This is a genomic window from Pigmentiphaga sp. YJ18, from assembly GCF_038066655.1.
In the GTDB taxonomy this organism is placed as follows: Bacteria; Pseudomonadota; Gammaproteobacteria; order Burkholderiales; family Burkholderiaceae_B; genus Pigmentiphaga.
This window is the reverse complement of sequence record NZ_JBBUKU010000001.1, coordinates 24,582-45,442: the sequence shown is the minus strand read 5'-3', so window position 1 is coordinate 45,442 and position 20,861 is coordinate 24,582. Positions and strand designations below refer to the sequence as shown.

General features: G+C 69.3%; 21 protein-coding genes. 12 read left to right on the top strand and 9 right to left on the bottom strand.

Going from position 1 to position 20,861, the window contains the following annotated elements; genetic code table 11:
• Positions 1–28: 28 nt before the first annotated feature.
• From WKR98_RS00230 to WKR98_RS00220, 3 genes are read right to left on the bottom strand one after another with little or no spacing between them, the layout of a single operon-like run.
• Positions 29–922: an ABC transporter substrate-binding protein gene (locus WKR98_RS00230; protein ID WP_341431684.1), complete on the bottom strand. Its 894-nt coding sequence runs from the start codon at positions 920–922 to the stop codon at positions 29–31.
• Positions 919–1,716, bottom strand: a complete 798-nt coding sequence (locus tag WKR98_RS00225; RefSeq protein ID WP_341431682.1) for a DODA-type extradiol aromatic ring-opening family dioxygenase — start codon at positions 1,714–1,716, stop codon at positions 919–921. The genes WKR98_RS00230 and WKR98_RS00225 overlap by 4 nt, the downstream gene beginning before the upstream one ends.
• A 27-nt stretch (positions 1,717–1,743) precedes the next feature.
• A complete protein-coding gene (locus WKR98_RS00220) occupies positions 1,744–2,049 on the bottom strand; it encodes a hypothetical protein (RefSeq protein WP_341431681.1) in 306 nt (101 codons plus the stop codon).
• A gap of 81 nt (positions 2,050–2,130) precedes the next feature.
• On the opposite strand from WKR98_RS00220, the gene WKR98_RS00215 reads away from it, so the two are divergent.
• The 6 genes from WKR98_RS00215 to WKR98_RS00190 all read left to right on the top strand — a co-directional run bounded on the left by WKR98_RS00215 (position 2,131) and on the right by WKR98_RS00190 (position 9,190).
• Positions 2,131–3,528, top strand: a complete 1,398-nt coding sequence (locus WKR98_RS00215; protein ID WP_341431680.1) for an amidase — start codon at positions 2,131–2,133, stop codon at positions 3,526–3,528.
• An 83-nt stretch (positions 3,529–3,611) separates the two neighbouring features.
• Positions 3,612–4,787, top strand: coding sequence for a Rieske 2Fe-2S domain-containing protein (locus WKR98_RS00210; RefSeq protein ID WP_161567935.1), 1,176 nt, complete (start codon positions 3,612–3,614; stop codon positions 4,785–4,787).
• 117 nt (positions 4,788–4,904) lie between these two features.
• Positions 4,905–5,879 (top strand): tripartite tricarboxylate transporter substrate binding protein, encoded by a 975-nt coding sequence (locus WKR98_RS00205; protein WP_124691286.1) that lies wholly within the window; start codon positions 4,905–4,907, stop codon positions 5,877–5,879.
• Between the two features lie 113 nt (positions 5,880–5,992).
• Positions 5,993–6,826 carry a VOC family protein gene (locus WKR98_RS00200; protein WP_341431679.1) on the top strand — a complete coding sequence of 278 codons (834 nt, stop codon included), beginning with the start codon at positions 5,993–5,995 and terminating at the stop codon, positions 6,824–6,826.
• Between the two features lie 7 nt (positions 6,827–6,833).
• Entirely contained in the window at positions 6,834–7,595 is a 762-nt protein-coding gene (locus WKR98_RS00195; protein WP_341431678.1) for an IclR family transcriptional regulator, read from the top strand.
• Positions 7,596–7,600: 5 nt separating this feature from the next.
• Positions 7,601–9,190 carry a bifunctional 3-(3-hydroxy-phenyl)propionate/3-hydroxycinnamic acid hydroxylase gene (locus WKR98_RS00190; protein WP_341431677.1) on the top strand — a complete coding sequence of 530 codons (1,590 nt, stop codon included), beginning with the start codon at positions 7,601–7,603 and terminating at the stop codon, positions 9,188–9,190.
• A 27-nt stretch (positions 9,191–9,217) separates the two neighbouring features.
• Here the strand turns inward: WKR98_RS00190 and WKR98_RS00185 are convergent, their stop codons facing one another.
• A complete protein-coding gene (locus WKR98_RS00185; RefSeq protein WP_341431676.1) occupies positions 9,218–10,159 on the bottom strand; it encodes a LysR family transcriptional regulator in 942 nt (313 codons plus the stop codon).
• A gap of 142 nt (positions 10,160–10,301) precedes the next feature.
• Between WKR98_RS00185 and WKR98_RS00180 the strand changes: the two genes are divergently transcribed.
• A complete protein-coding gene (locus WKR98_RS00180) occupies positions 10,302–10,622 on the top strand; it encodes a DUF4148 domain-containing protein (RefSeq protein WP_124691282.1) in 321 nt (106 codons plus the stop codon).
• Between the two features lie 73 nt (positions 10,623–10,695).
• Positions 10,696–11,028 (top strand): CzcE family metal-binding protein, encoded by a 333-nt coding sequence (locus WKR98_RS00175; RefSeq protein ID WP_341431675.1) that lies wholly within the window; start codon positions 10,696–10,698, stop codon positions 11,026–11,028.
• Positions 11,029–11,145: 117 nt separating this feature from the next.
• On the opposite strand, the gene WKR98_RS00170 is transcribed toward WKR98_RS00175, so the two are convergent.
• Entirely contained in the window at positions 11,146–11,889 is a 744-nt protein-coding gene (locus tag WKR98_RS00170) for a DUF481 domain-containing protein (RefSeq protein ID WP_161567934.1), read from the bottom strand.
• Positions 11,890–12,218: 329 nt separating this feature from the next.
• On the opposite strand from WKR98_RS00170, the gene WKR98_RS00165 reads away from it, so the two are divergent.
• From WKR98_RS00165 to WKR98_RS00155, 3 genes are read left to right on the top strand one after another with little or no spacing between them, the layout of a single operon-like run.
• The gene (locus WKR98_RS00165) at positions 12,219–13,073 is read left to right on the top strand and encodes a mechanosensitive ion channel family protein (RefSeq protein WP_341431673.1); all 855 of its coding nucleotides are present in this window, start codon (positions 12,219–12,221) and stop codon (positions 13,071–13,073) included.
• A 41-nt stretch (positions 13,074–13,114) separates the two neighbouring features.
• Positions 13,115–14,353: an FAD-dependent monooxygenase gene (locus WKR98_RS00160; RefSeq protein ID WP_341431672.1), complete on the top strand. Its 1,239-nt coding sequence runs from the start codon at positions 13,115–13,117 to the stop codon at positions 14,351–14,353.
• A gap of 30 nt (positions 14,354–14,383) precedes the next feature.
• Positions 14,384–15,124 carry a DsbC family protein gene (locus WKR98_RS00155; RefSeq protein ID WP_124691277.1) on the top strand — a complete coding sequence of 247 codons (741 nt, stop codon included), beginning with the start codon at positions 14,384–14,386 and terminating at the stop codon, positions 15,122–15,124.
• A gap of 28 nt (positions 15,125–15,152) precedes the next feature.
• On the opposite strand, the gene WKR98_RS00150 is transcribed toward WKR98_RS00155, so the two are convergent.
• Genes WKR98_RS00150 through WKR98_RS00140 form a run of 3 tightly spaced genes read right to left on the bottom strand, consistent with a single transcriptional unit; the run spans position 15,153 to position 18,314 of the window.
• Complete coding sequence (locus tag WKR98_RS00150) at positions 15,153–16,124, bottom strand: Bug family tripartite tricarboxylate transporter substrate binding protein (RefSeq protein WP_341431671.1); 972 nt, start codon at positions 16,122–16,124, stop codon at positions 15,153–15,155.
• Positions 16,125–16,161: 37 nt separating this feature from the next.
• Positions 16,162–16,614: a cupin domain-containing protein gene (locus WKR98_RS00145; RefSeq protein ID WP_124691275.1), complete on the bottom strand. Its 453-nt coding sequence runs from the start codon at positions 16,612–16,614 to the stop codon at positions 16,162–16,164.
• Positions 16,611–18,314 carry an alkaline phosphatase family protein gene (locus WKR98_RS00140; protein ID WP_341431670.1) on the bottom strand — a complete coding sequence of 568 codons (1,704 nt, stop codon included), beginning with the start codon at positions 18,312–18,314 and terminating at the stop codon, positions 16,611–16,613. The genes WKR98_RS00145 and WKR98_RS00140 overlap by 4 nt, the downstream gene beginning before the upstream one ends.
• 119 nt (positions 18,315–18,433) lie before the next feature.
• Between WKR98_RS00140 and WKR98_RS00135 the strand changes: the two genes are divergently transcribed.
• Positions 18,434–19,369, top strand: a complete 936-nt coding sequence (locus tag WKR98_RS00135) for a LysR family transcriptional regulator (protein ID WP_341431669.1) — start codon at positions 18,434–18,436, stop codon at positions 19,367–19,369.
• On the opposite strand, the gene mltA is transcribed toward WKR98_RS00135, so the two are convergent.
• A complete protein-coding gene (gene mltA / locus WKR98_RS00130) occupies positions 19,366–20,754 on the bottom strand; it encodes a murein transglycosylase A (protein ID WP_124691272.1) in 1,389 nt (462 codons plus the stop codon). The two genes, WKR98_RS00135 and mltA, sit on opposite strands and share 4 nt — an antisense overlap.
• Between the last annotated feature and the right edge of the window lie 107 nt (positions 20,755–20,861).

Genomic DNA, 20,861 nt, shown 5'->3' with positions numbered 1-20,861 from the left:
TGCGATGGGGTGGTTGGCCGCGTGCCCGTCATGCCGACAGGCTGCGGTCCAGAAACGTGCGATCCCAGACGTCTTCCAGCCGCAGCGGCGGGCGCGAGCCGTCGGCATACAGGTCGATGACCCGCTGCAGGCCGGCTGCGGACGGATGGGGCTGGCGCTGGAAGCGCCGGGAATAGAAATCGTGGACGGCCAGCGCCTGCGCGTGATCCAGGAAACCCAGGTGGCGCCGCATGCTGGCCAGGACGCGCTGCGGCTGGTCGATGAACAGTTCGATGGTGCGCACGTAGGCGGTCACGGCGCGCTGCACGCGGTCGGGATGCGCCCGCGCGTAGCGCCGGGTGGTGGCGACGATGGGGCCCTGGAACCGCAGTTCCTGGCCCAGGTCGGCCAGGCGGTGCAGGCCGAAGGCGACCGAACCGGCAACGCCGTAGTCGGCGGTCAGCACGCCGGCGGCGATGCCGCCGTCCTGCAAGGCGCGATAAATGGCGGGATAGGTGCCCAGTTCCACCAGTTCCACGTCCTGGCGGGGAAGCGCCCACTTGTCCAGCATGGCGGCGGCGCTGACGCCGGTCTGGCCGGCAATGCTGAGCACGCCGATCTTCTGTCCGAGCAGTTCGCCCGGCGCGCCGATGCGGGCGGAGCCGAGCAGGTACATGGCATTGGTCTGTTCGGCCGCCAGCAGGATGACCGGGTCGTGTCCTTCATAGACCGCCTGCACCAGCGGCACGGCGCCGAATTCCGCCAGGTCGTATTCCCCGGCGACGAGGCCGCGCACGCCCTCGGGCCCGGCGGTTTCCTCGCGCGCGATGACCAGGTCCAGTCCCTGTTCGCGGAAGACGCCGGCATCGCGGCCGATGACGCCCAGGCTTTGCGCCGTCGAGCGCAGGCCGAGCGCCAGCCGCACGGTGGGCAGCGGCGTCATCGTCCGGCTCCGTCGAAGATCGCGACCGCACAGCCGGTGTCCCAGGCTTCGATCGGCTCGTAGGCCAGCGTGCGGGGACGGCGGTCGTGGGCCGCGCCCATGGCGGCCACCCACAGCCGCACCTCCCAGGCGCCGAAGCCCGCCTCGTCCAGCCGGGCGGCGGGAATGGACAGGATCGCGTCCAGGTCGCCCCGGTCCAGCATGGACAGAAACTCGCGGTCGAACGCCTCGTCCAGCCGATCGGCCTCGGCGGCGCCGGGCGCGTGGGACAGCCCGCCCGAGCCCAGCACGCCCACGCGCAGGCCGCTGGCATCGATGGCGGCGCGGATGGCGCGGCCCAGTTCGTGGCAGCGGGGCAGGGACATCAGCGGCGGGACCTGGCAGTTCATCATGACCCAGACCACGGGGATGTCGAACGCGGGCGTGACCAGCGAGAGCGGAACGATGACGCTGTGTTCCAGCTCGGTCTGCGCGGCGCCGGCGGGTTCGATGCCCCGGCCGTAGGCGTGCCGCATGATCAGGTCCGCCAGGCCCGGCGCGCCGGGAACGTCCATTCTGGGCACGCCCAGCCAGTCTTCCACCGGGCCGCTGTAGCGCTCGTTCAGCGAGACACAGCAGGCGGGCATGTTGGCCATGAAGAAGTTGGAGAAATGGTCGGGCGCGATCACCACCATCGCGTCCAGCCTGGCCGCGGAGGCAGCCGCTTTCAGGGTGCCCGCGGCGTCGAGGAAGGCCTGCCGCTGCGCGGCGGGGGCGGCCTGGGTGAAGGCGGCGATGCCCGGAGCATGGCTCATTGCCGCGGCGAATTCTAGGGATCCCATTCAAGCCTCGCTGTGGCCGTCGAGCCGGTAGTCGCTGGAGAAATGGCGGGCGCCCTTGAGGGGGGCCAGCGCGCGCTGGTAGTCGTTGCGGGACAGCCCGGCCATGCGCGAATACGGCGCGAGCAGCAGGGGGTGGACGCCCATCAGATAAAGCCCGGCCAGGTCCCCGCGGGCCAGGGCGTCGCGCTCCGCCTCGGTCAGGCCGGCATCCCGCAGCGCGGCGTGGGGGTCCGTGCGCAGCAGCGCGGCCCGGGGCTTGTCGTGCTTGAGTTCGAAGATCACTCTCTGGACCGCGTAAAGACTCATGGCGCCATCCTGAAATTAATTAGATAGCAATCTAAATTGTTTGGTGTATAGTGTCAATCAACATCGGAGCCGGGAGGTACCGTGAGCGCGATTCATCCAGAGGGCCATCCATGGCCGCCAGGCGCCAGCGAAAGCGCCGCCTTGTTGCGGGCCGGCCGGCTGGCCAGCGTGGATCTGATCGAGTCCGCCCTGGAGCGGATGCGGTCGTGCAATGCGGCGCTCAATGCCATCGTCGCGCAGGTCGATGCGGAATCCCTGCTGGCGCAGGCCCGCGCCGCCGATCGGCGATACGCGGCGGGCAATCCCGGCGGCGCGCTCGACGGCATCCCGCTGACGGTCAAGGACAACCTCTGGGTGCGGGGGCTGCCGGCGACCTGGGGTGTGGACGCACTGGCCACCTTCGTGCCCGATCATGACGAGCCGGTGGTGGGCCGCGTGCGCGAAGCGGGCGCGATCATCCTGGGCAAGACCAATGTCCCGCCCATGGCCCTGGCGGCCACGACCGGCAACGGCGTGTACGGCCCGACGCGCAATCCCCTGGACCCGGCCATGACGCCGGGCGGCTCCAGTGGCGGTGCCGCCGCCGCGCTGGCAGCGGGCATGGGCGGGCTGGCGCTGGCGACCGACGCGGGCGGATCGATACGGCGGCCGGCGGCCTATACCGGCACCGTCGGCTTCAAGCCCTCGGCCGGCGCGGTGCTGTCTTCCTCCGGCTTCCCTCGCACGTCCCTGGATTTCCAGGTCGTCGGCCCCATGGCGCGATCGGTGGAGGACTGCGCCCTGCTGGCCACGACGATCGCCGCCGGCGCGTCGTGCTTTCCCGGGCAGGGGCAGGCGGCCCGGCCGCAGGCCTGGCTGCGCGAGCGGGCCCAGGCGCGGCGCGCGCGCATCGTGGCCGTCGTGCCGCCCGACCAGGGGCAGGAACCCGTGGTCACGGCGGCGTTGAACGAATGCGTGGAACGCCTGGCGCGCGCGGGCCATCGGGTCGACTGGCAGCCGATGCCGTACTCGGTCGCGCAGGTCGACGCCTTCTGGCTGGAACTCATTCCGCATGGCGTGCGCGCCGCCGTCGAGGAATTGGGCCTGGACGAGTCCGCGCTGCCGGCCGCCTTGCGCGATCTGGCGCGGCGCTCGTCGGAGCCGTCGGCCGTGGACGTGTACCGCACGATCGCGCGCCTGCTCGACTGGCGGCAGCGCACGCGGGCGCTCTGGGCCGAGGCGGACGTGGTGCTGTCTCCGGCTTCCCCCTGCCTGGCCTGGCCGCTCGATGCACCGTATCCGGCCAGCATCGATGGTTGCCAGGTATCGCCGCGGGCGGGCGCCCTGTACGCGACCTTCGCCAACGCGGCGGGGGCGCCGTCGATCTCGGTGCCGGTGCCGTGGCATCCCGGCATCGGCATGCAATTGACCGGAGCGCCCGGCGACGATGCGCAGTTGCTGGCCTGGGCGTGGGAATGCGAGCAGGCGATGCAGGCATGAATGGCTTGGAGTTTTCTTTTAATAAAACGTTAGCTATCTAATTGATTGAGATGGCCGGCGTCTTGCCCGACAAGGAGGAGAAGGTGAGCGACAAGCAGGATGGTCCCGAACTCGTCCGCGGCGTACCGCGAGGGTTGGAACGGGGATTGAGGAACTACTGGTATCCCGTGATGCAAAGCGAGGAGCTGCCCGCCGGCAAGCCGGTCGGCGTGCGGTGCCTGGACGAGGACCTGGTGGTGTTTCGCGACGGCGCCGGCGTGCCCGGCGTATTGTTCGACCGGTGCCCGCACCGGTACGTGCAGCTCTCCAGCGGCCGGGTGCTCGATGGCCAGTTGCAATGCGCCTACCACGGCCTGCGCTTCGACGGCACGGGGGCGTGCACGCTGATTCCGTGGGATACGGAGGCCAGCGCCGGCCAGTTGGAGAAGGCGCGCGCGCGGTCCTATCCCTGTGCCGAACTGGGCGGCTATGTCTGGGCCTACATCGGGGACACCGACCGCTTCCCCGCGCCGCCCATCGAAACGTGCGTGCCGGAAGAACTCCTGCACCCCGATCGCTTCGTGCATTTCCGGCTGCCCACCGAAGAGTGGGACGCGAACTGGCTGCTGGTGATCGACGGCAGCGATGCCTATCACGCCGTCACGCTGCACATGGAGTCGCAGTATCACGAAGCCGTGGCCCGCTATCTGGGGGACGAAGAAGGCGGCGCGGCGCAGAAGCTGACGCCGCTGGAGGACCGGCGGGTGAAGATCGTCGAGACCGACGGCCACGGCCTGCGCGGCATCTCGGTGGACCTGGAAGGGAACATGCTGGACCACGGCCATGGCCTGGACAGGATCCAGGGCGAGCGCTTCAACCTGCCGGGGCTGGTGTCCAACGTGCTGCGGCCCAAGGCCGACGCCGCGCCCTATGTGTCGCGGCTGTTCCAGGTGCCGATCGACTATCGCCGCACGCGGCTGTTCCGCTATGCGGCCTGGCGCGCCGACACGCCGGAGGCACGCGAGCAACTGGCGCGGCATTTCGAGAGCGTGGTCAAGCCCAGGCAGCTCAAGACCGCGGCCGAGGACCGGGAAATGGCGCGCGTGGCGGGCGATCTGGTGGAGTCCCGCGCGAACGAGATCCTGTTCGGCCCGGACCGCGACATGATCCGGATCAGGCGGCGTATTGCCGCGGCGTTCGAGGCACAGCAGACTGACGGTCTTCGCGCGCCCGCCGACGAGCCGACACCCGCGCCGGCCTCATTGGTGTTTCCGGTCTGAGCAAGGCCGTGGCGGTACCGTCTGGCGGCGGCGGTCCGGGCGGACCGCCGGCCGTGTCTTCCGAAGTTCACCCGGCTGCCCGCAGGGGAGCCGCATGGCGTCTAGCAGAGGTGGAGCATGAAGAAGCTTGTGACAGTCCTGGGGATGGGAATCGCGGCCGTGCTGGCCTGTCCGGCGCAGGCGCAGGGGCCTGCCGACTATCCCGCAAGAGCGGTGACCCTGGTCATGCCCTACAGCGCGGGGACGGGCATCGACACCGCCACGCGGGCGCTGGCCGAGAAGCTGCGCGTGGGCATGAAGGCGCCGTTCATCGTGCAGAACAAGGTGGGCGCGGGCGGCAACATCGGCAGCGAGTTCGTCGCGCGCTCGGCGCCTGACGGGTACACGCTGCTGGTGGTGGCTAACACGTTGGCCATGAACCCCAGCCTGTACAAGAACCTGCCCTACGACCCGGTCAAGGATTTCGCGTCCGTGGGGCTGCTGTTCAAGGGGGCGATGGTGCTGGTGGCCTCCAGCAAGGTGCCGGCCCGCAATCTCGCGGAGTTCATCGCGGCCGCGGCGAAGGCGCCGGGCCAGTACAACTACGCGTCGTCCGGCGTCGGCACGCCGCAGCACCTGGCCATGGAGCTGCTCAAGGAGGCGACGGGCATGAACATCGTGCACATTCCCCACAAGGGGGCGGGCGAGGCCGTGACGGCCATCGCCGGCGGGCAGGTGGAAGTGGGCTTCGTGCCCATCCAGTCGGCGCTGGCGCAGATCGAGGCCGGCAAGATGCACGCGCTGGCGGTGTCGAGCCCCGTGCGCCAGGAGGCCCTGCCCAGCGTGGCGACGGTGGCCGAGTCGGTGGGCAAGCCCTTCGACGTGGATCTCTGGTACGGGCTGTTCGCCCCGGCGGGCACGCCCCCGGCGGTCATCGACAAACTGCACCGCCAGATGCAGGCCGCGCTGGCCGAGCCGGACATGCGGCAGAGCCTGAAGGCCCAGGGCATGACGGGCGCGGTCAGCACGCCAACGGAGTTGAATGCGCTGGTGCGCGCGGACCTCGCGCGCTGGGCCCGCGTGATCGAGGCCCGCGGCATCGCTGCAAACTGAGGATCCGCTTGCGCGCCCATCGTCTCAATACGTGAGAAATTCCGTTGACGCCGGATATCCGGCGCGGGATAGTTCGCCCAACAGGAACGAAACGCCATGGGTGGAACGAAACAATGGAATTGGGCGCATCGCTGCATCATCTGCATTTGACCTCGCCGGACCCGCGGCGGCTGGCGAACTTCTATGCCCGCACCCACGGACTGGCCGCCAGCGAGCAGGCCGGCCGCTGGGTGTGCGCGGCGCCGGGGCGCACGCTGGTGTTGTCGGAAGGGCCGGCCAACCGGCTGGAACACGCGCTGTTCGGCTTCGCCGACGCCGGGCGCTGGCAGGCGTTCAAGGATCGAGTCGGCGCGCGGGCGACGGCCGAGGTGCCGCCGCTGCCGGTGGCGTGCGACGACGCGCTGGCCGTGCGCGACCCCGACGGCAACCTGGTCGTCTTCGCGCTGCGCCCCGGCACGCCCGTGGGCGTACCGTCCCGCGACACGCTGCCCGAGGCCCATTTGCAGCACTTCGCGCTGCGCACCCTGGACCCGGCGCCCATGCTGGCCTTCTACGAAGGCGTGCTCGGCTTCACGCTGTCGGACCGCGTGCAGGACGACGAGGGCGTGCTGCGCGCCTGCTTCCTGCGCACGGAAAACCTGCACCACGCGCTGGCGCTGTTCCGCGCCCCGGTGCGCTGTTTCGACCACCAGTCCTTCGAGACCACGTCGTGGGACGACATGAAGGCCTGGGGAGACCGCATGGCCGCCATCCGCGAGACCATCGTCTGGGGCATCGGCCGCCATGGTCCCGGCAACGACGTTTTCTTCATGGTGCGGGATCCGGACGGCAACCTGGCCGAGATCTCGGCCGAGATCGAGGTCTGCCCGCCGGACCGCCCCGCGGGGGTGTGGGTGCACGAAGAGCGCACCCTCAACCTCTGGGGCAAGGCCATCATGCGCGATTGAGGCCATCGTGTCCGAACGCCTGCTGCGCATACTCGAATCCTTCGATCTCAGCCGCCCGGTACGCAAGCCGGCCCAGCTCATGGACGAACTGGGCGTGTCGCGAGCCAGCATCTACCGGGACCTGAAGGCGCTGGAAGAGGCCGGCCTGCTCGAACGGGTGGCCGACCGGGGGTATGCGCTGGGCCCGCTGATCGTCGAGCTGGATCGCCAGATCCGGCTGGCCGATCCGCTGCTGCAGGCGTCCGGCAAGCTGCTGCGCAAGCTGGCGGCCGAGACGGGCGGTACCGTGCTGCTGTGCCGCGTGCATGGCGACAAGGTCCTGTGCATCCACCAGGAAATGCCTTCGGACCCGGTCACGCCGGTCAGCTATGAACGCGGCCGGGCGATGCCCTTGTACCGGGGCGCGACCTCCAAGGTCATCCTGGCGCACCTGCCGCGCGCCGAGCTGGAGCGGTTGTGGCATCGCGACCGCGCCACCATCGTCGCGGCCGGTTTCCCGTCCGGCCTGCAAGGCTTCCTGGCCGAGCTGGAACCGCTGCGCGAGGCGAAGGCCTGCGTGACGCACAGCGAGGTCGACGCGGGCATGGCGGGGCTGGCCGTCGCCTTGCTGGACGGGCCGCGGGTGCTGGGCAGCCTCAGTGTCGTCATCCCCCTGGCCCGGCTGCCCGCCGCGCGCAGCAAGACCGTGCTGTCCAAGGTCTTCTCGGTCGCGTCCTCCATCGAATCGACTCTCGAAAACGAACGTCTGCGGGCTCGCAGCAAAAGATAGCAATCATGCACGCAACCTCCCACTATCCGGTCATCGTCCTCGGTGCCGGCCCGACCGGCTTGACCCTTGCGAACCTGCTCGGGGGCTACGGCGTCCGCACGCTGCTGCTGGAACGCAATGCGTCGACGGTGGACGAACCGCGCGCCGTGTCGATCGACGACGAGAGCCTGCGGACCGCCCAGTCGGCGGGGCTGATCGATCAGATCCTGCCATCCATCGTCCAGGGCTATGGGGTCCACTACTTCTCGTGGTCGGGGCGCGAGTTCGCGCGCATCGAGCCGCAATCGACCGAGTACGGCTACCCCAAGCGCAATGCCTTCCGACAGGCCGTGCTGGCGGCGCAGCTGCGCGACGGCCTGCGGCGCTTCCCGCACGTCGAGACGCGGTTCGGCCACGAGCTGCGGCGCTTCGAGCAGGCGGGCGACAGGGTGGTCCTGGACGTCGACCATGCCGGCACGCCGGTCACGCTGAGCTGCGACTGGCTGGTTGCATGCGACGGCGGCCGCAGCGGCGTGCGCGAGCAATTGGGCATTCCGTTGTCGGGCAACACCTTCGCCGAAAAATGGCTGATCGTGGACCTGCTCGACCGCAAGACGCCTTTCCGCCATACCCGGACCTATTGCGACCCGGTCCGTCCGGCCATCCGCCTGCCGGGTCCGCAGGGCACGGTGCGCTACGAATTCATGCTGAAGGAAGGGGAGACCGCCGAGTACGTGCTGGACGAGGCCCGGCTGCGCGGCTGGATCCGCGAGCGCGAGCCGCTGGACGAGGACCTGCCCATCGCCCGCAAGGTGGTCTACACCTTCCATGCCCGCCTGGCCGAACGCTGGCGCGAGGGGCGGGTGCTGCTGGCGGGCGACGCCGCCCACCTGACGCCGCCGTTCGCGGGCCAGGGCATGAACAGCGGCGTGCGCGATGCCACGAACCTGGCCTGGAAGCTGCATGCCGTGGTGCAGGGGCGATGCGATCCCGCGCTGCTCGATACCTACGAGATGGAACGCAAGCCGCACGCCTGGGCGCTGATCGAGATGGCGATACGCATCGGCCGCTACATGCAGCCGAAGTCGCGGCTGGAGGCCATGGCCGCGCAATGGGCGCTCAAGCTATGCAGCCTGTATCCGCCGGCGCGGGACTATGTGCTGCAACTCAAGTTCAAGCCCAAGCCGCGTTTCGGGGAGGGTTTCTTCGTGTCCTGCCAGGCGCCCGATACGGCGATCAAGGCGGGGCAACTGTTGCCGCAGCCCCGCGTGGAATGGCCTGGCGGGCGCAGGCGCTTGCTGGACGAAGCGCTCGGCCCCGGCTTCGCCTGCCTGTGCCGGGCGGGCCAGCCGCTGGATCCGGAGGTCGAAAGCTGGATGGCCGCGATGGACGTCCGCCGGGTCGAGCTGGTGGCCGCCCAGGACGATTTTCCCTGGCCCGAGACGCCGGAGCGCCTGGTCGTGCGCGACTGCGAGGGCGTCCTGACGCGGGTGATGGCCGAGGCCGGCGCGCAGGCCATGCTGGTCCGGCCCGATCGCTACGTGCTGGCCTTCCTGCCGGGCGGCCAGGACGACGCCGCGCCGCTGCGGGCGCTGCTGGCCCGCTACCGGGCGTAGCGGCGGGCCCCGCCGCCGCGGGGCGGTCTACCAGGCGATCTGGCTCATCGGATCGCCGTCTTCCTCGCGTCCGGCCATCAGTTCTTCCGCGATCTGGTCCCGCACCCAGCGGTGCAGCGGGCTCAGGTGCGTGCGGACGTGCCAGGCCATCGCGAACTCGAACTTGGGCAGCGTGTAGGGCAGCGGATAGCTCTTGAGCGTGGACATCATGCCGCGCGCCAGCGAGGTCGGAAACACCGAGACGAAGTCCGTGTTGCGCAGCACGCGCTCGGCCACGAGAAAGCTCGGCACCGACACCACGGTCTGCCGCGACAGGCCCATTTCCTTCAGGATTTCGTCGGTGACGTCGTCGAACTCCCCGCCCAGGGGCAGCACGATCACATGCCGCATGGCGATGAAGTCCTTGAGCGTCATCTGCTTCTTCCGATAGGGATGGTCCCAGCGCATGGCGCAGACGAAGGTCTCGTCATGCAGCGGGCGCACGTGCAGCCGGTCGGGAAAGGCCGAGCGGCGCGAGATGACCAGATCCACCTGGCCCGAGGCCATGTGCTGCTCGACGTCGGGCACCGTCGAGCGATTCGCCGTGACGAAGCCTATCTGCACGCCCGGCGCCGTATTGGCGAGATTGCCGAACCACTTGGCCAGCCGGCACTGCGTCGCGTCGTTGGTGCCGATCAGGATGCCGCCCTGCGCGGTCCTGGGGTCGAAGTGGTCAGGCTGGACCAGCGTCCGGAAGCCGTCCAGCAGTTCGGATAGCCGCGGGGCAAGCTCCAGCGCCCGCGGCGTGGGCGTCATTCCCCGGGCGCCGGGGATCAGCAAGGGGTCGTCGAACATGCGCCGCAGCCGCACCAGTTGCGCGGATACGGCCGGCTGGCTGCTGTTGAGCTTGACCGCCGCCTTGGTGACGTTCAACTCGTTGAGCAGGGTCTCCAGGGTCAGGAGCAGGTTCAGGTCCACGCGGCCAGCCATAATCCAATCCTTATGTCAATAATTCGACTTATTGATTTCAATTATGCCTTCAAAAGGCGCAATATTCCTACACAGTCAATCAAGCAATTAGCACATACCCTTGATTCAGGCTGAAAGATCAACGAGAAAAACGGAGTTCATCATGAAGACCTTTGCATATACCGCCCTGATTGCCGCTTCCCTCATCGGCGCCGCTGCCCATGCCGACCAGGGCAACAACTACGGCAACGATTTTCCCCCTCCCGGGATCTCGGCCACGCATGAATTGACCCGCGCGCAGGTGCTGGCCGAGCTGGCCGAGGCCAAGGCCAATGGCGGCATCGTCTACGGCCAGGAAGGCTTCCCCGACGAAACGGCCCAGAAGGCCGCGCCGGTCAGCCGGGCCCAGGTGGTCGAAGAGCTCAAGCGCGCCGAGCTGGCCCGCCGCGCGGGCGGCCCGGGCGAATACCCGAACAACCTGTAAGCCGCGCCGCGAGCCGGCCGGGGCCGCATCCCCGGCCCGGCCGCGCGCCTGACCAGATCCTGGAGTACCCGTCATGAAAGTCCAAGTCTTTTCCTTCGTCGCCGCGGCGCTGATCGGCCTGGCAAGCGTCTCGGCCCATGCCGCGTCGGTCCGCCCGGATCTGCTGGGTTCGCCGGTCACCGTCGAGAGCGCCGAACGCGCCATCGCGTTGAACGACGGCACGCGCTACATCAACGTGCAGTACGGCGAAACCGTGCGCTTCGACGTCAACGGCAGGAGTTTCGCCGTGAAGTTCAACGGCGTCCGTGGCGCGTTCGACCTGAACGACCTGGCCCCCGCGGGCGTGCTGAACCACACCATCAGGGCCTACGTCAGTCCCTCCCCCCTGGACGAGCGCGGTCTCTAGGGAAGCCCACCCCCATGCGGCCTTCGGCCGCTCCCCCTCAAGGGGGCGGCGCTGGCGGACCGGCAAAGCCGGATCCGCGGCGCCCTGGGGGGCGCCCGAAGGGCGTAGGGGGGCTATTCATTCAAAGCGGTAGCCGATGTTCGTCAACAGCAGCGTGTCCGACTTCTTCACCCCCGGCTGCGGATTGCTCATGTAGCGGTTCGACAGCGTGACCTTGAGCTCGATCTTCTTCGTGATGGACGTGGTGATGCCGGCGTCGAACTGGATGCGGTACTCGCCGCCGTCGCTGATGTTGGGGTAGAGCGCCAGGCGCTGGTTGAGCGAGGTCGTGTCCGAGATCATGTGGGTGGACTCTTCCCCCAGCAGCAGTTCGGTCGAATTGCGGGTCTCGGTGGTGAAGCGTTCGTGGTTGTAGGCCAGGCCGGTGAACAGGTCGAAGATCGTCTTCTCGGTCTTGATGATGTGCCGCCCGACGCCTGCCGCCGCGACGCCGCGCATGTCCAGTTCCTGCAGCTTGTCGTGTTCGATGTCCAGCGAGCCGAAGCCGAAGGTCCGGTCGGTGATGTCGCGGTCGTACTTGCCGCCCATGCGCAGCAGGTTGGCGGTTTCGCTGCTGCTGCCGTTTTCCTTCTTGGTGCCGTAGAGCGCGGTCAGCGTGAAGTTCAGGCGGTCCAGGTCCGTGGCGCGGCCCGCGTTGGCGCCCAGGTTGAACGACGTGGAGTCGGTGTTGCCGGAAGCCAGGCTGGCGCCGGCATTGATGGAGCCGCGCCACTTGCCGTCGGTTTTCAGCGGCGCCTGCGCCCAGGCGGGAGCGGCTGCGAGGGCGAAGGCGAGGGGAGCGATATGACGGGTCTTGAACATCGATGCGTTCTCCTTATTGCACCAGGCCGCATGGCGCGCATGCGGCGGGACATCCTCAATGACGGGTTGCCATTCGGAGTGGGGTTGGACGAGTCCGCCGCCGTTTGCTGCGTGGCCGCGAACGGCCGGGGCGGGGCTCGAAGGGAGTGCGTCGCGAGACGCGGTCGGGCACGGGAGAGCGGCGCGGCCGCTTCCCGGGTGGGGCACGCCGCTTGCAGGGCGCACCGCCTGGGCGACGATGCGCCCAGGCGTCACCATACACCGCGCATGTGGCCGGTGCCAACGTAGAATGGCGTGATCGCTCATTCAGGCGCATGCCTTTTCGCTTCATGGATGTCATCGTTTCGCTCTGGGACCGGCTGGTGGCGTGGTTCACCGCCTCCGACACTCCCGCCCAGCTCGTGGTGTCGCTGGTGGTGCTGTTCGCCGCCATGTTCGCCACGCGCGCCACCACGCGCTATTACCGGGGCAAGGGCTCGGGCTCGACCGAAGAGCGCCGCACCAGCTACCTGACCGTGCGCAACTCCATCGTCATCGTGACGATGCTGCTGATGCTGTTCATCTGGGGCGGCCAACTGCGCCATTTCGCGCTGTCGGTGGCGGCGCTGGCGGCGGCGGTGGCCATTGCCAGCAAGGAATACGTGATGAGCGCCCTGGGCTCGCTGATGCGTGCGACCCAGCGGACCTACTCGGTGGGCGACGTGATCGAGATCGGCGGCATGAAGGGCGAGGTGCTGACCATCGATCTGTTCACGACCGCGCTGCTGGAGCAGACGTCGTCGGGCCTGGTCACGGGCCGCGTCTGCCGCTTCCCCAACATGATGCTGCTGCTCAATCCCGTGCGCACGATCTCGGCCATGGGCACCTTCGTGCTCGAGTCGGTGCGGGTGCCGCTGGAGCCGGGGGACGACATTCCGGCGGCCCAGGAGCGGCTGCTGCGGGCGGGCAGGGAAGTGTGCGAGCCCTGGCTGGAACAGGCCGACGTGCATTTCCGGCACATCGAGGGCGCCTACCTGATCGCGCTGCCCGCCAGCGAGCCGCTGGCCGTGATCGAGCCCGTGGATCCCAAGCGGCTCGACGTGGTGCTGCGCTTTCCCTGCCCCAGCAACCGGCGCGTGCGTACGGGCCAGGAAGTGCTGACCCACTACTACCGGCAATTGCAGGACCAGGCGGCGGAAGGCTGAGTCCGGCGCTGTACACTGGCGCCTGTAACGTCGTTCCAGCCATGATCCAAGCCACTTCTTCCCAAGCGGACATCCTCGTCGTCGGCACCGGCATCGCCGGGCTGGCCGCCGCGCTCGCGCTGGTCCGCCAGGGGCTGCGCGTGGGCCTGCTCGGGCCGCGTGCGCCCTTGCCGGCACCCGAGGCGGGCAGCTTCGATCCGCGCGTCTACGCGCTGTCGCCGGCCAGCCGCGACCTGCTGGCGGATCTCGGGATCTGGGATGCCCTGCCGGCCGAGCGCATCACCGGCGTGCGGCGCATGGAAATCCTGGGCGACCGGCCCGCCTGGGGCGATCGCCCCGGCCGGCTGGATCTGTCTGCGTGGCAGGCCGGTTGCGACCACCTGGCCTGGATCGCCGAATCGCGTGAACTGGAGCGGGTCCTGCGGCAGGCGGTGCAGTGGTCCGGCATACGCTGGACCACGGAAGATTTCGTCGGGCTCGAAGCCGGGCGCGACGGAGAAGGCGTGACCCTGCGGACCTCCGGCGGCCAGGCCCTGCGGGCGCGGCTGGCGGTGGCGGCCGACGGGGCCGACTCGACATTGCGCGAGGCCGCGGGGCTGTCCGCCCAGCGATCGGCCTATGGGGCGACCGGCGTCGTCACGCACCTGAGCGCGGAGCTGCCGCACCAGGAATGCGCCTGCCAATGGTTCACGCCCGATGGCATCCTGGCCCTGCTGCCCATGCCCGACACCCAGGATGGGCCGCAGGTCTCGATGGTATGGTCGATGCCAGCCGCACAGGCCGCCGCCTTGCTGGCGCTGCCCGAGCCGGACCGCGCGCATGCGCTGCAGGCCCGGCTGGCCGCGGCCACCGGGGGCCGGCTGGGCGCGTTGCGCGTGCGCGGTCCGCTGTTCGGCTTTCCGCTGGTCCTGCAACACTGCTCCCAGCTCGCCCACCGGGGCGTCGTCCTGCTGGGCGATGCCGCCCACGTGGTGCATCCGCTGGCCGGGCAGGGCCTGAACCTGGGCCTGGGAGACGTGAAGGCGCTGGCGCAGGTGCTGGGCGGCCGCGAGCCGTTCCGGCCCGTCGACGATCCGCGTCTGCTGCGCCGCTACCAGCGGTCGCGCGCGGAACCGCTGCTGGCCATGCGCGCAGTCACCGACGGGCTGTTCCATCTGTTCGGTACCCAGGCGGCGCCGGTCGCGTGGCTGCGCAACGCCGGGCTGGATCTGGTGGACCGTATGCCCCTGCTCAAGCGTATGCTGGTGAATGGCGCTTCGGGTACAGGAACTCGCGCCTGACGGGCGCGGTCCGATTGTTTAGGAGATTCGATGAAACGCATGCTGACTTCCCTGTTGCTGACCGCGGCCATGGCCGCGCCCGTGTCCATGGCGTGGGCGCAAGCGGCGAACAAGAACGCCCCCACCACCGAGGAAGCGGTCAAGCAGCGCTTCGTGCAGCGTTTCGGCGAAGTGGGCGTCGAAGGCGTGTCCCGCACGCCCTACGGGTTGTACGAGGTGCGCATCGGCGGCGAGCTGGTCTACACCGACGAGAAAGTCAGCTTCGTGCTGGACGGCAACCTGATCGACGCTTCGACCCGCAAGAACGTGACGCGAGAACGCAAGGAACAACTGCTGGCCGTGAAGTTCGACGAGCTGCCGCTGAACCTGGCCATCAAGCAGGTGCGCGGCAACGGTTCGCGGCGCATCGCGTTGTTCGAGGACCCCAACTGCGGCTATTGCAAGCAGTTGCGCCGGTCGATGGAAGGCATCGACAACGTCACCATCTATACCTTCCTCTATCCCATCCTGTCGCCCGATTCCACCGTCAAGTCGCAGGCGGTCTGGTGCGCGCCCGACAAGGGCAAGGCGTGGGACGAATGGATGCTGAACGGCAAGGCGCCCAAGGCCGGCACCTGCGACGCGCCGCTCAAGGAATTGCTGGCGCTGGGCAAGAAGCTGCAGGTAACCGGCACTCCCACCATCATCTTCGGCGACGACACCCGGGTGGGCGGCGCGATTCCCGCCGAACGGCTGCGCCAGAAACTCGATTCCCTGGGCAAGGCCAGCTAGCATCCGCAGGCCAGGCCGGCACCGGCGTTCAATTGGGGCGCAGGCCGGCCTTGGCGATGAACCGGGTCCAGGTGTCCAGCTCGGACCGGATCAGCGTCCCGAATTCCGCCGACGTGTGAGGGTCGGCGGGCGTCATGCCCAGTTCGCGAACCTGCTTGAGCACCTCGGGCTGCGCCATGATGCGGGCCAGTTCGTCATGCCACTTGGCGATCACCGCGGCCGGCGTGCCGGCCGGTGCGACCAGGCCTTCCCATTCCTTCATCCTGAAGCCGCGCACGCCGCTTTCCTCCAGCGTGGGGACGTCGGGCAGCGTGGCCAGGCGCGTGGGGCTGGTCACCGCCAGCGCGCGCAACTTGCCCGCCTTGACCAGCGGCACGGCCACCGACGAGGTCGCGAACATGGCCGAGACGTCGCCCGACAGCAAGCCTTGCACCGCCTCGGCCGGCCCCTTGTAGGGCACGTGCAGCATCTGCGCGCCGACGAATTGCGCGAAGCCTTCGCCGATCAGGTGCGCCGGAGAGCCGTTGCCACCCGATGCGTAGGTGACGGTGCCACGGGCATTCCTGGCCCGCGCGATCAGCTGGTCCAGCGTGGCGATGTCCGATCCCTGCGGCACGGTCAGCACGTTGTAGATCCAGACCAGGTTGGAGATGGGCGCGAAGGCGTTGGCGGTGTCATAGGGCACCTTGCCGAACAGCGCGGGCAGCACCGTATGGGTCAGGAACATCATGCCCATGGTGTAGCCGTCGGGCTGGGCCTGCGCCACGGCCGCCAGTCCGATCATGCCGGTGGCCCCGGGCCGGTTCTCGACCACCACGGGCTGGTGCCAGGCCGCCTGCAGGCGTTCGCCCACCAGGCGCGCCAGCACGTCGGGCGGACTGCCGGGGGGCAGGGGCACGATGATGCGCATCGGCCGGGACGGGTAGTCCTGGGCACAGGCCGGACCCGCGGCCAGGGCGGCCGTCAGCAGGGCCGCGAATACGCTACGTAACAGGGGCATGGCTGGGCACTCCGAGGAAGAGGCAACCGGGGTGGTTTCAGGCGGCGGCCGAGACCGGCGGCAGGAAGACGACGTCGTATTCGCGGGCCGTCTGCACGACCTCGGCCGGGTTCGACATATTGTGGATGCGCTGGTAGAGCTCGACCAGCTTGCCCGAGGGGGCCGCCCAGAACAACGCCGTCGCGGGGGCGCCGGAGTTGTTGTAGAAGGCGTGCGGGATGCCGCGCGGCATGCGCACCAGGTCGCCCGCGCCGGCGGTCTGCTTCCTGCCGTCCAGGATGAGGTCGATGCGGCCGGCCAGCACGAAGATGTACTCGTCCTGGTGGGGATGCATGTGCGGCGGCACGAAGGTCTCGACCGGGAAGGTGGCGTGCCACGAGAAGCTGTCCTCGGACATCTGCTTGGGCACGTACACCTGGCCGAGGATGTTCCACGACACGCCGTCGATGCCGGTGTGGGCGCGGGTGATGTCGGGCGTTTCGTTTCTCATTGCGGGGCTCCCTGCTTGCCCGTCAGGCGGTCGAGAGTCGACCGGACGAGCGGGTTGGTGGACGAGAACCGGGGCTTGAACGACTGCCGGGCGCGGGCCAGATCGTCCTCGTCCCAGTAGCCGATCAGGATGCCGCCCTCGGAAATGCGGGGCTGGACTTCCACCGATTCGATCGCGGCGTCCGGCACGGTCACGCGCTGGCGGGGCCGCAGCGCCCATCGGAACAGCGCCTCGTGCAGGCGCCGCCGCGCTTCTTCGTGTTCGGGCGCCGGCGACGCGCCCAGGTCCATGAACTCGTCGGGATCGGATGCGAGGTCGAACAGCATGGGCCGGTAGCCCTCGAACAGCACGTATTTCCAGCGCCCGTCGAAGATCATGCGCATCCACGCGTCGCGCGGGGCGGTGCCCAGTTCGATGCGGGCGTCCTGGAACGCGTAGTCGTACTCGCACACCACTTCCCGCCGCCAGTCCGCCGGGCGCTGGCCGAACAGCAGCGGGCGCAGCGAACGGCCGTCCATGACGTGCGGCACCGGCGCGCCGCCACAGACGTCAAGGAAAGTGGGGGCCAGGTCCACCGCCTCGACCAGGTCGGCGCAGCGGGTGCCGCGCGTGGCGTCGGCCCGGGCGTCGGGGTCGTACACGATCAGCGGCACGCGGATGACGGGCTCGTGGAACAGGTCCTTTTCCCCCATCCAGTGATCGCCCAGGTAGTCGCCGTGATCGGACGTGAACACGATCATGGTCGAGTCCATCAGGCCCGCTTCCTCCATGAACGAGAACAGCACGCCCATCTGATCGTCGATCTGCTTGATCAGTCCCATGTAGGCGGGAATCACCGCCTCGCGCACGCCGTCCTGCGAGAAGGTGCGCGACACGCGGTGCTTCATCATGGCGGCGTACACCGGATGCGGATCCTGGCGCTCGGCCTCGCTGCGCGCTACCGGCGGCACGTCCTGCGGACCGTACATCGAGGCGTAGGGCTCGGGCACGATGTAGGGCCAGTGCGGCTTGATGTACGACAGGTGCAGGCACCAGGGCTGTTCGCCGGCCTCGCGCATGAAGTCCATGGCCCGCCGGGTCATGTAGGGCGTTTCGGAGTGCTGCTCGGGAACGCGGGCGGGCAGCCGCGAGTACTTCAGGAACCAGCCCGAGCGCGCCTGGCCATCGCTGTCGGTGCCGGTGTTGGCCCAGGCTTCCCAGGGGTTGTCGCCGTCGCAGCCGTTGCGCCGCAGGTAGTCGTTGTAGGCGGGGTCGGGGTCGTGGCCCGAGTAGGGGTGGATGCCGTCGTCGCGTTCGTAGGGATCGAAGCCGCATTCGCCTATCCGCACGCCCACCGTCGAGTCCGGGTCTATGCCCAGCCGGGACATGCCGGCCAGGTCGGCCCGCATGTGCGTCTTGCCCACCAGCACCGAGCGCACGCCCAGCGGCCGCAGGTGATCGCCCAGGGTCATCTCGCCGGCCTTGAGCGGCACGAAGTTCCAGCTCGCGCCATGGGACTGGACGTAGCGCCCGGTGTAGTAGCTCATGCGCGAGGGGCCGCAGACCGGCGATTGCACGTAGGCCCGCTCGAACAATACGCCGCGCGCGGCGAGGCGGTCCAGGTTGGGGGTCATCAGGCGCTCGTGCCCGTAGCACGACAGGTAGTCGGCCCTGAGCTGGTCGCACATGATGAAGAGAATGTTCTTCACGCGCTTGGACAATTGCGACTCCCGGAGTAAGGTTTGGCCGTTCTCGTTACGGACAATCCTAGGCTTCGCGGCGCGGACAGGCTCTTCGCTTTTTTTGATATCGATTACTTGGGGTTATCACCCTCCGGACGATGCGCCTCCAACAATTGCAGCTCCTGCTCGTGCTGGCCCAGACCGGCAGCCTGCGCGCGTCGGCCGAGACGCTTCACGTCTCGCAGCCGGCCTTGACCAAATCGCTGCGACAGTTGGAAGACGAGTTCGGGACCACGCTGGTGCTGCGCACGGCCAAGGGCGTGCGGCTGGCGCCCGCGGGCGAGATGCTGGCCGCCCGCGCGGCCACCGTGATGCGCGAACTGGGGCGCGCGCGCGAGGAGATCGCCTGGCACACCGAGCATGCCCAGGCCAGCGTCACCGTGGGCTTGTCGCCCGGCGGCGCCATCCTGCTGGGGCCCGGCGCCCTGGCGCGCTTCCGGGCGCGCTGGCCGCAGGTGCGGATCCGGCTGGTCGATACGCTGTATCCGCGCATGTTCGCGCAATTGCGCGCCGGGGAACTGGACCTGGCGATCGGGCCGCTGCCGGTGGAAGGCGCGCGCCGCGACCTGGCCATCCACCCCATCTTCACGAGCCGGAACCTGATCGCCGCCCGCCGCGGCCATCCGCTGGCGGACCGTACCCGGCTGGCCGACCTGGCCCAGGCGGCCTGGGTACTGACGGGACCGGCGGGCGGGCCGGGCGACCCGCGGCGGATGGACTTCGAGTCGCGCGGGTTGCCCGCGCCCGACGTGCACCTGGAGTGCGAGTCGTTCTCCACGCTGCTGGCCATCCTGCCGGACCTGGACATCCTGGGCGTCGTGCCCGAGGGATTCTTCCAGCGGCATGGTCCGGCGATGAATCTCGTGGCCCTGCCCATCGCGGACGATCTGCCCGCGACCACGATCCACCTGGTGGCGCGGGCCGACGCGCCGCTGACCGTCCCGGCCCAGCGGCTGTACGAAGCGTTCGAGCAGGAGGCGCGCGGCCTGCGCGCCGACGTGCAGCCGGCGCGCGCCCGGCGGCGCAAGAGTTAGCGCGCGGGCGCCGGCACCCCTTCGTTCTTCGGCCACAGCACCCACAGCCGGGTCGGCTGCTTCATGCGGCCGGCCATTTCCCCGGCCTCGTCGCCGAATCCCCAGAACAGATCCACCCGGGCCGGGCCCTTGATGGCCGTGCCGGTGTCCTGGGCCAGGGCCACGACGTTCATGGGTTGGCGCGAGGCCGGCTGGGTCGTCGACAGGAACACCGGGCTGCCCAGCGGCACGATGGACGGATCCACGGCCAGCGAACGATGGGGTGTCAGGGGCAGCCCCATGGCGCCGCGCGGGCCCTCGGACGGATCGGCCACGGCTTCCTCGCGGAAGAACACCACCGCCGGGTTGGCGTTGAGCATTTCCTTGACGCGCGCCGGGTTGCGCTGGGCCCAGGCCCGTATGCCCTGCATCGAGGCCTGCGCCAGCGTCAGTTCCCCCTTGTCGATCAGCCACTTGCCGATCGACACGTAGGGATGGCCGTTGTGGTCGGCATAGGCCACGCGTATGGTGCTGCCCTGGCCGGGGCCGGTGTCCAGCACCGCGCGGCCCGTGCCCTGCACCTGCAGGAAGAAGGCGTCGACCGGGTCGTTGACCCAGACGATGGCCGGCGGCTGGCGTTCGGGCCGCTCGATCTCGCCGCGGGTGTCGTAGGGAACGACGCGCTTGCCGTCAAGCTTGCCCCGCACGCGCTTGCCCACCAGCTCCGGATACAGGCCGCCCAGGTCTATGGTCAGCAGATCGGCCGGGACCGCGTACAGCGGCCACTGATAGGCGCCGCCGCGCTCGCGCGAGGCGTGGACCAGGGGCTCGTAGTAGCTCGTGGCCAGGCCGGAGGCGACTTCGCTGCCAGGGCCGCGCACCGACCAGGGCTGCAGCCAGTGTTCCATGAACGCGCGCACCTGGTCGGCCGAGGGCGTGGGCGGCAGGTCGCGCGCGGCGGCGCACGCCTGCTGCCAGGCATACGGATCGGCCATGGGCGGGGCGGTATTCGAGACCGGCCGGCCGGTGCGCAGGATGATGGACCGGCAGTTGGCCAGGAACGGCCGCCATATGGCCTCGACCGTATCGGTCCGCCAGCCGGGCAACTGCTGCCAGGATCCTCGCACGAAGTGCTTGCTGCTCTGCAAGGCCGGCTTGCTGGACGGGCGGGGGACCGGCGGGGGCAGCGGCCGGGCGCTGTCGGGTACCGGCGCGGGTGCGGCCGTGGCCGGCGGGGCGGTCACGGCGGGCTGGGACGGCGCCGCGCCCGCGTCCTGCTGGGGCTGCACCGTGCCGGCCGGCTGCGCGCAGCCGGCCACGGCCGCGGCCAGGGCAAGCGCGGGCAGGGGGAAGCGGTTAAATTGGCGGCAATGCCAGTTTCTGGCAATGAACTCGCGAAGGGACATTATGTGGTTGCTCCTGCTGGAAGCGCTCCTGGCGCTTTCCATACTCGTCTTCATCGTGGTGTGGACCATGCGAGGTAGGGTCAATCCCCCCCCTACGCGCTCCGCGC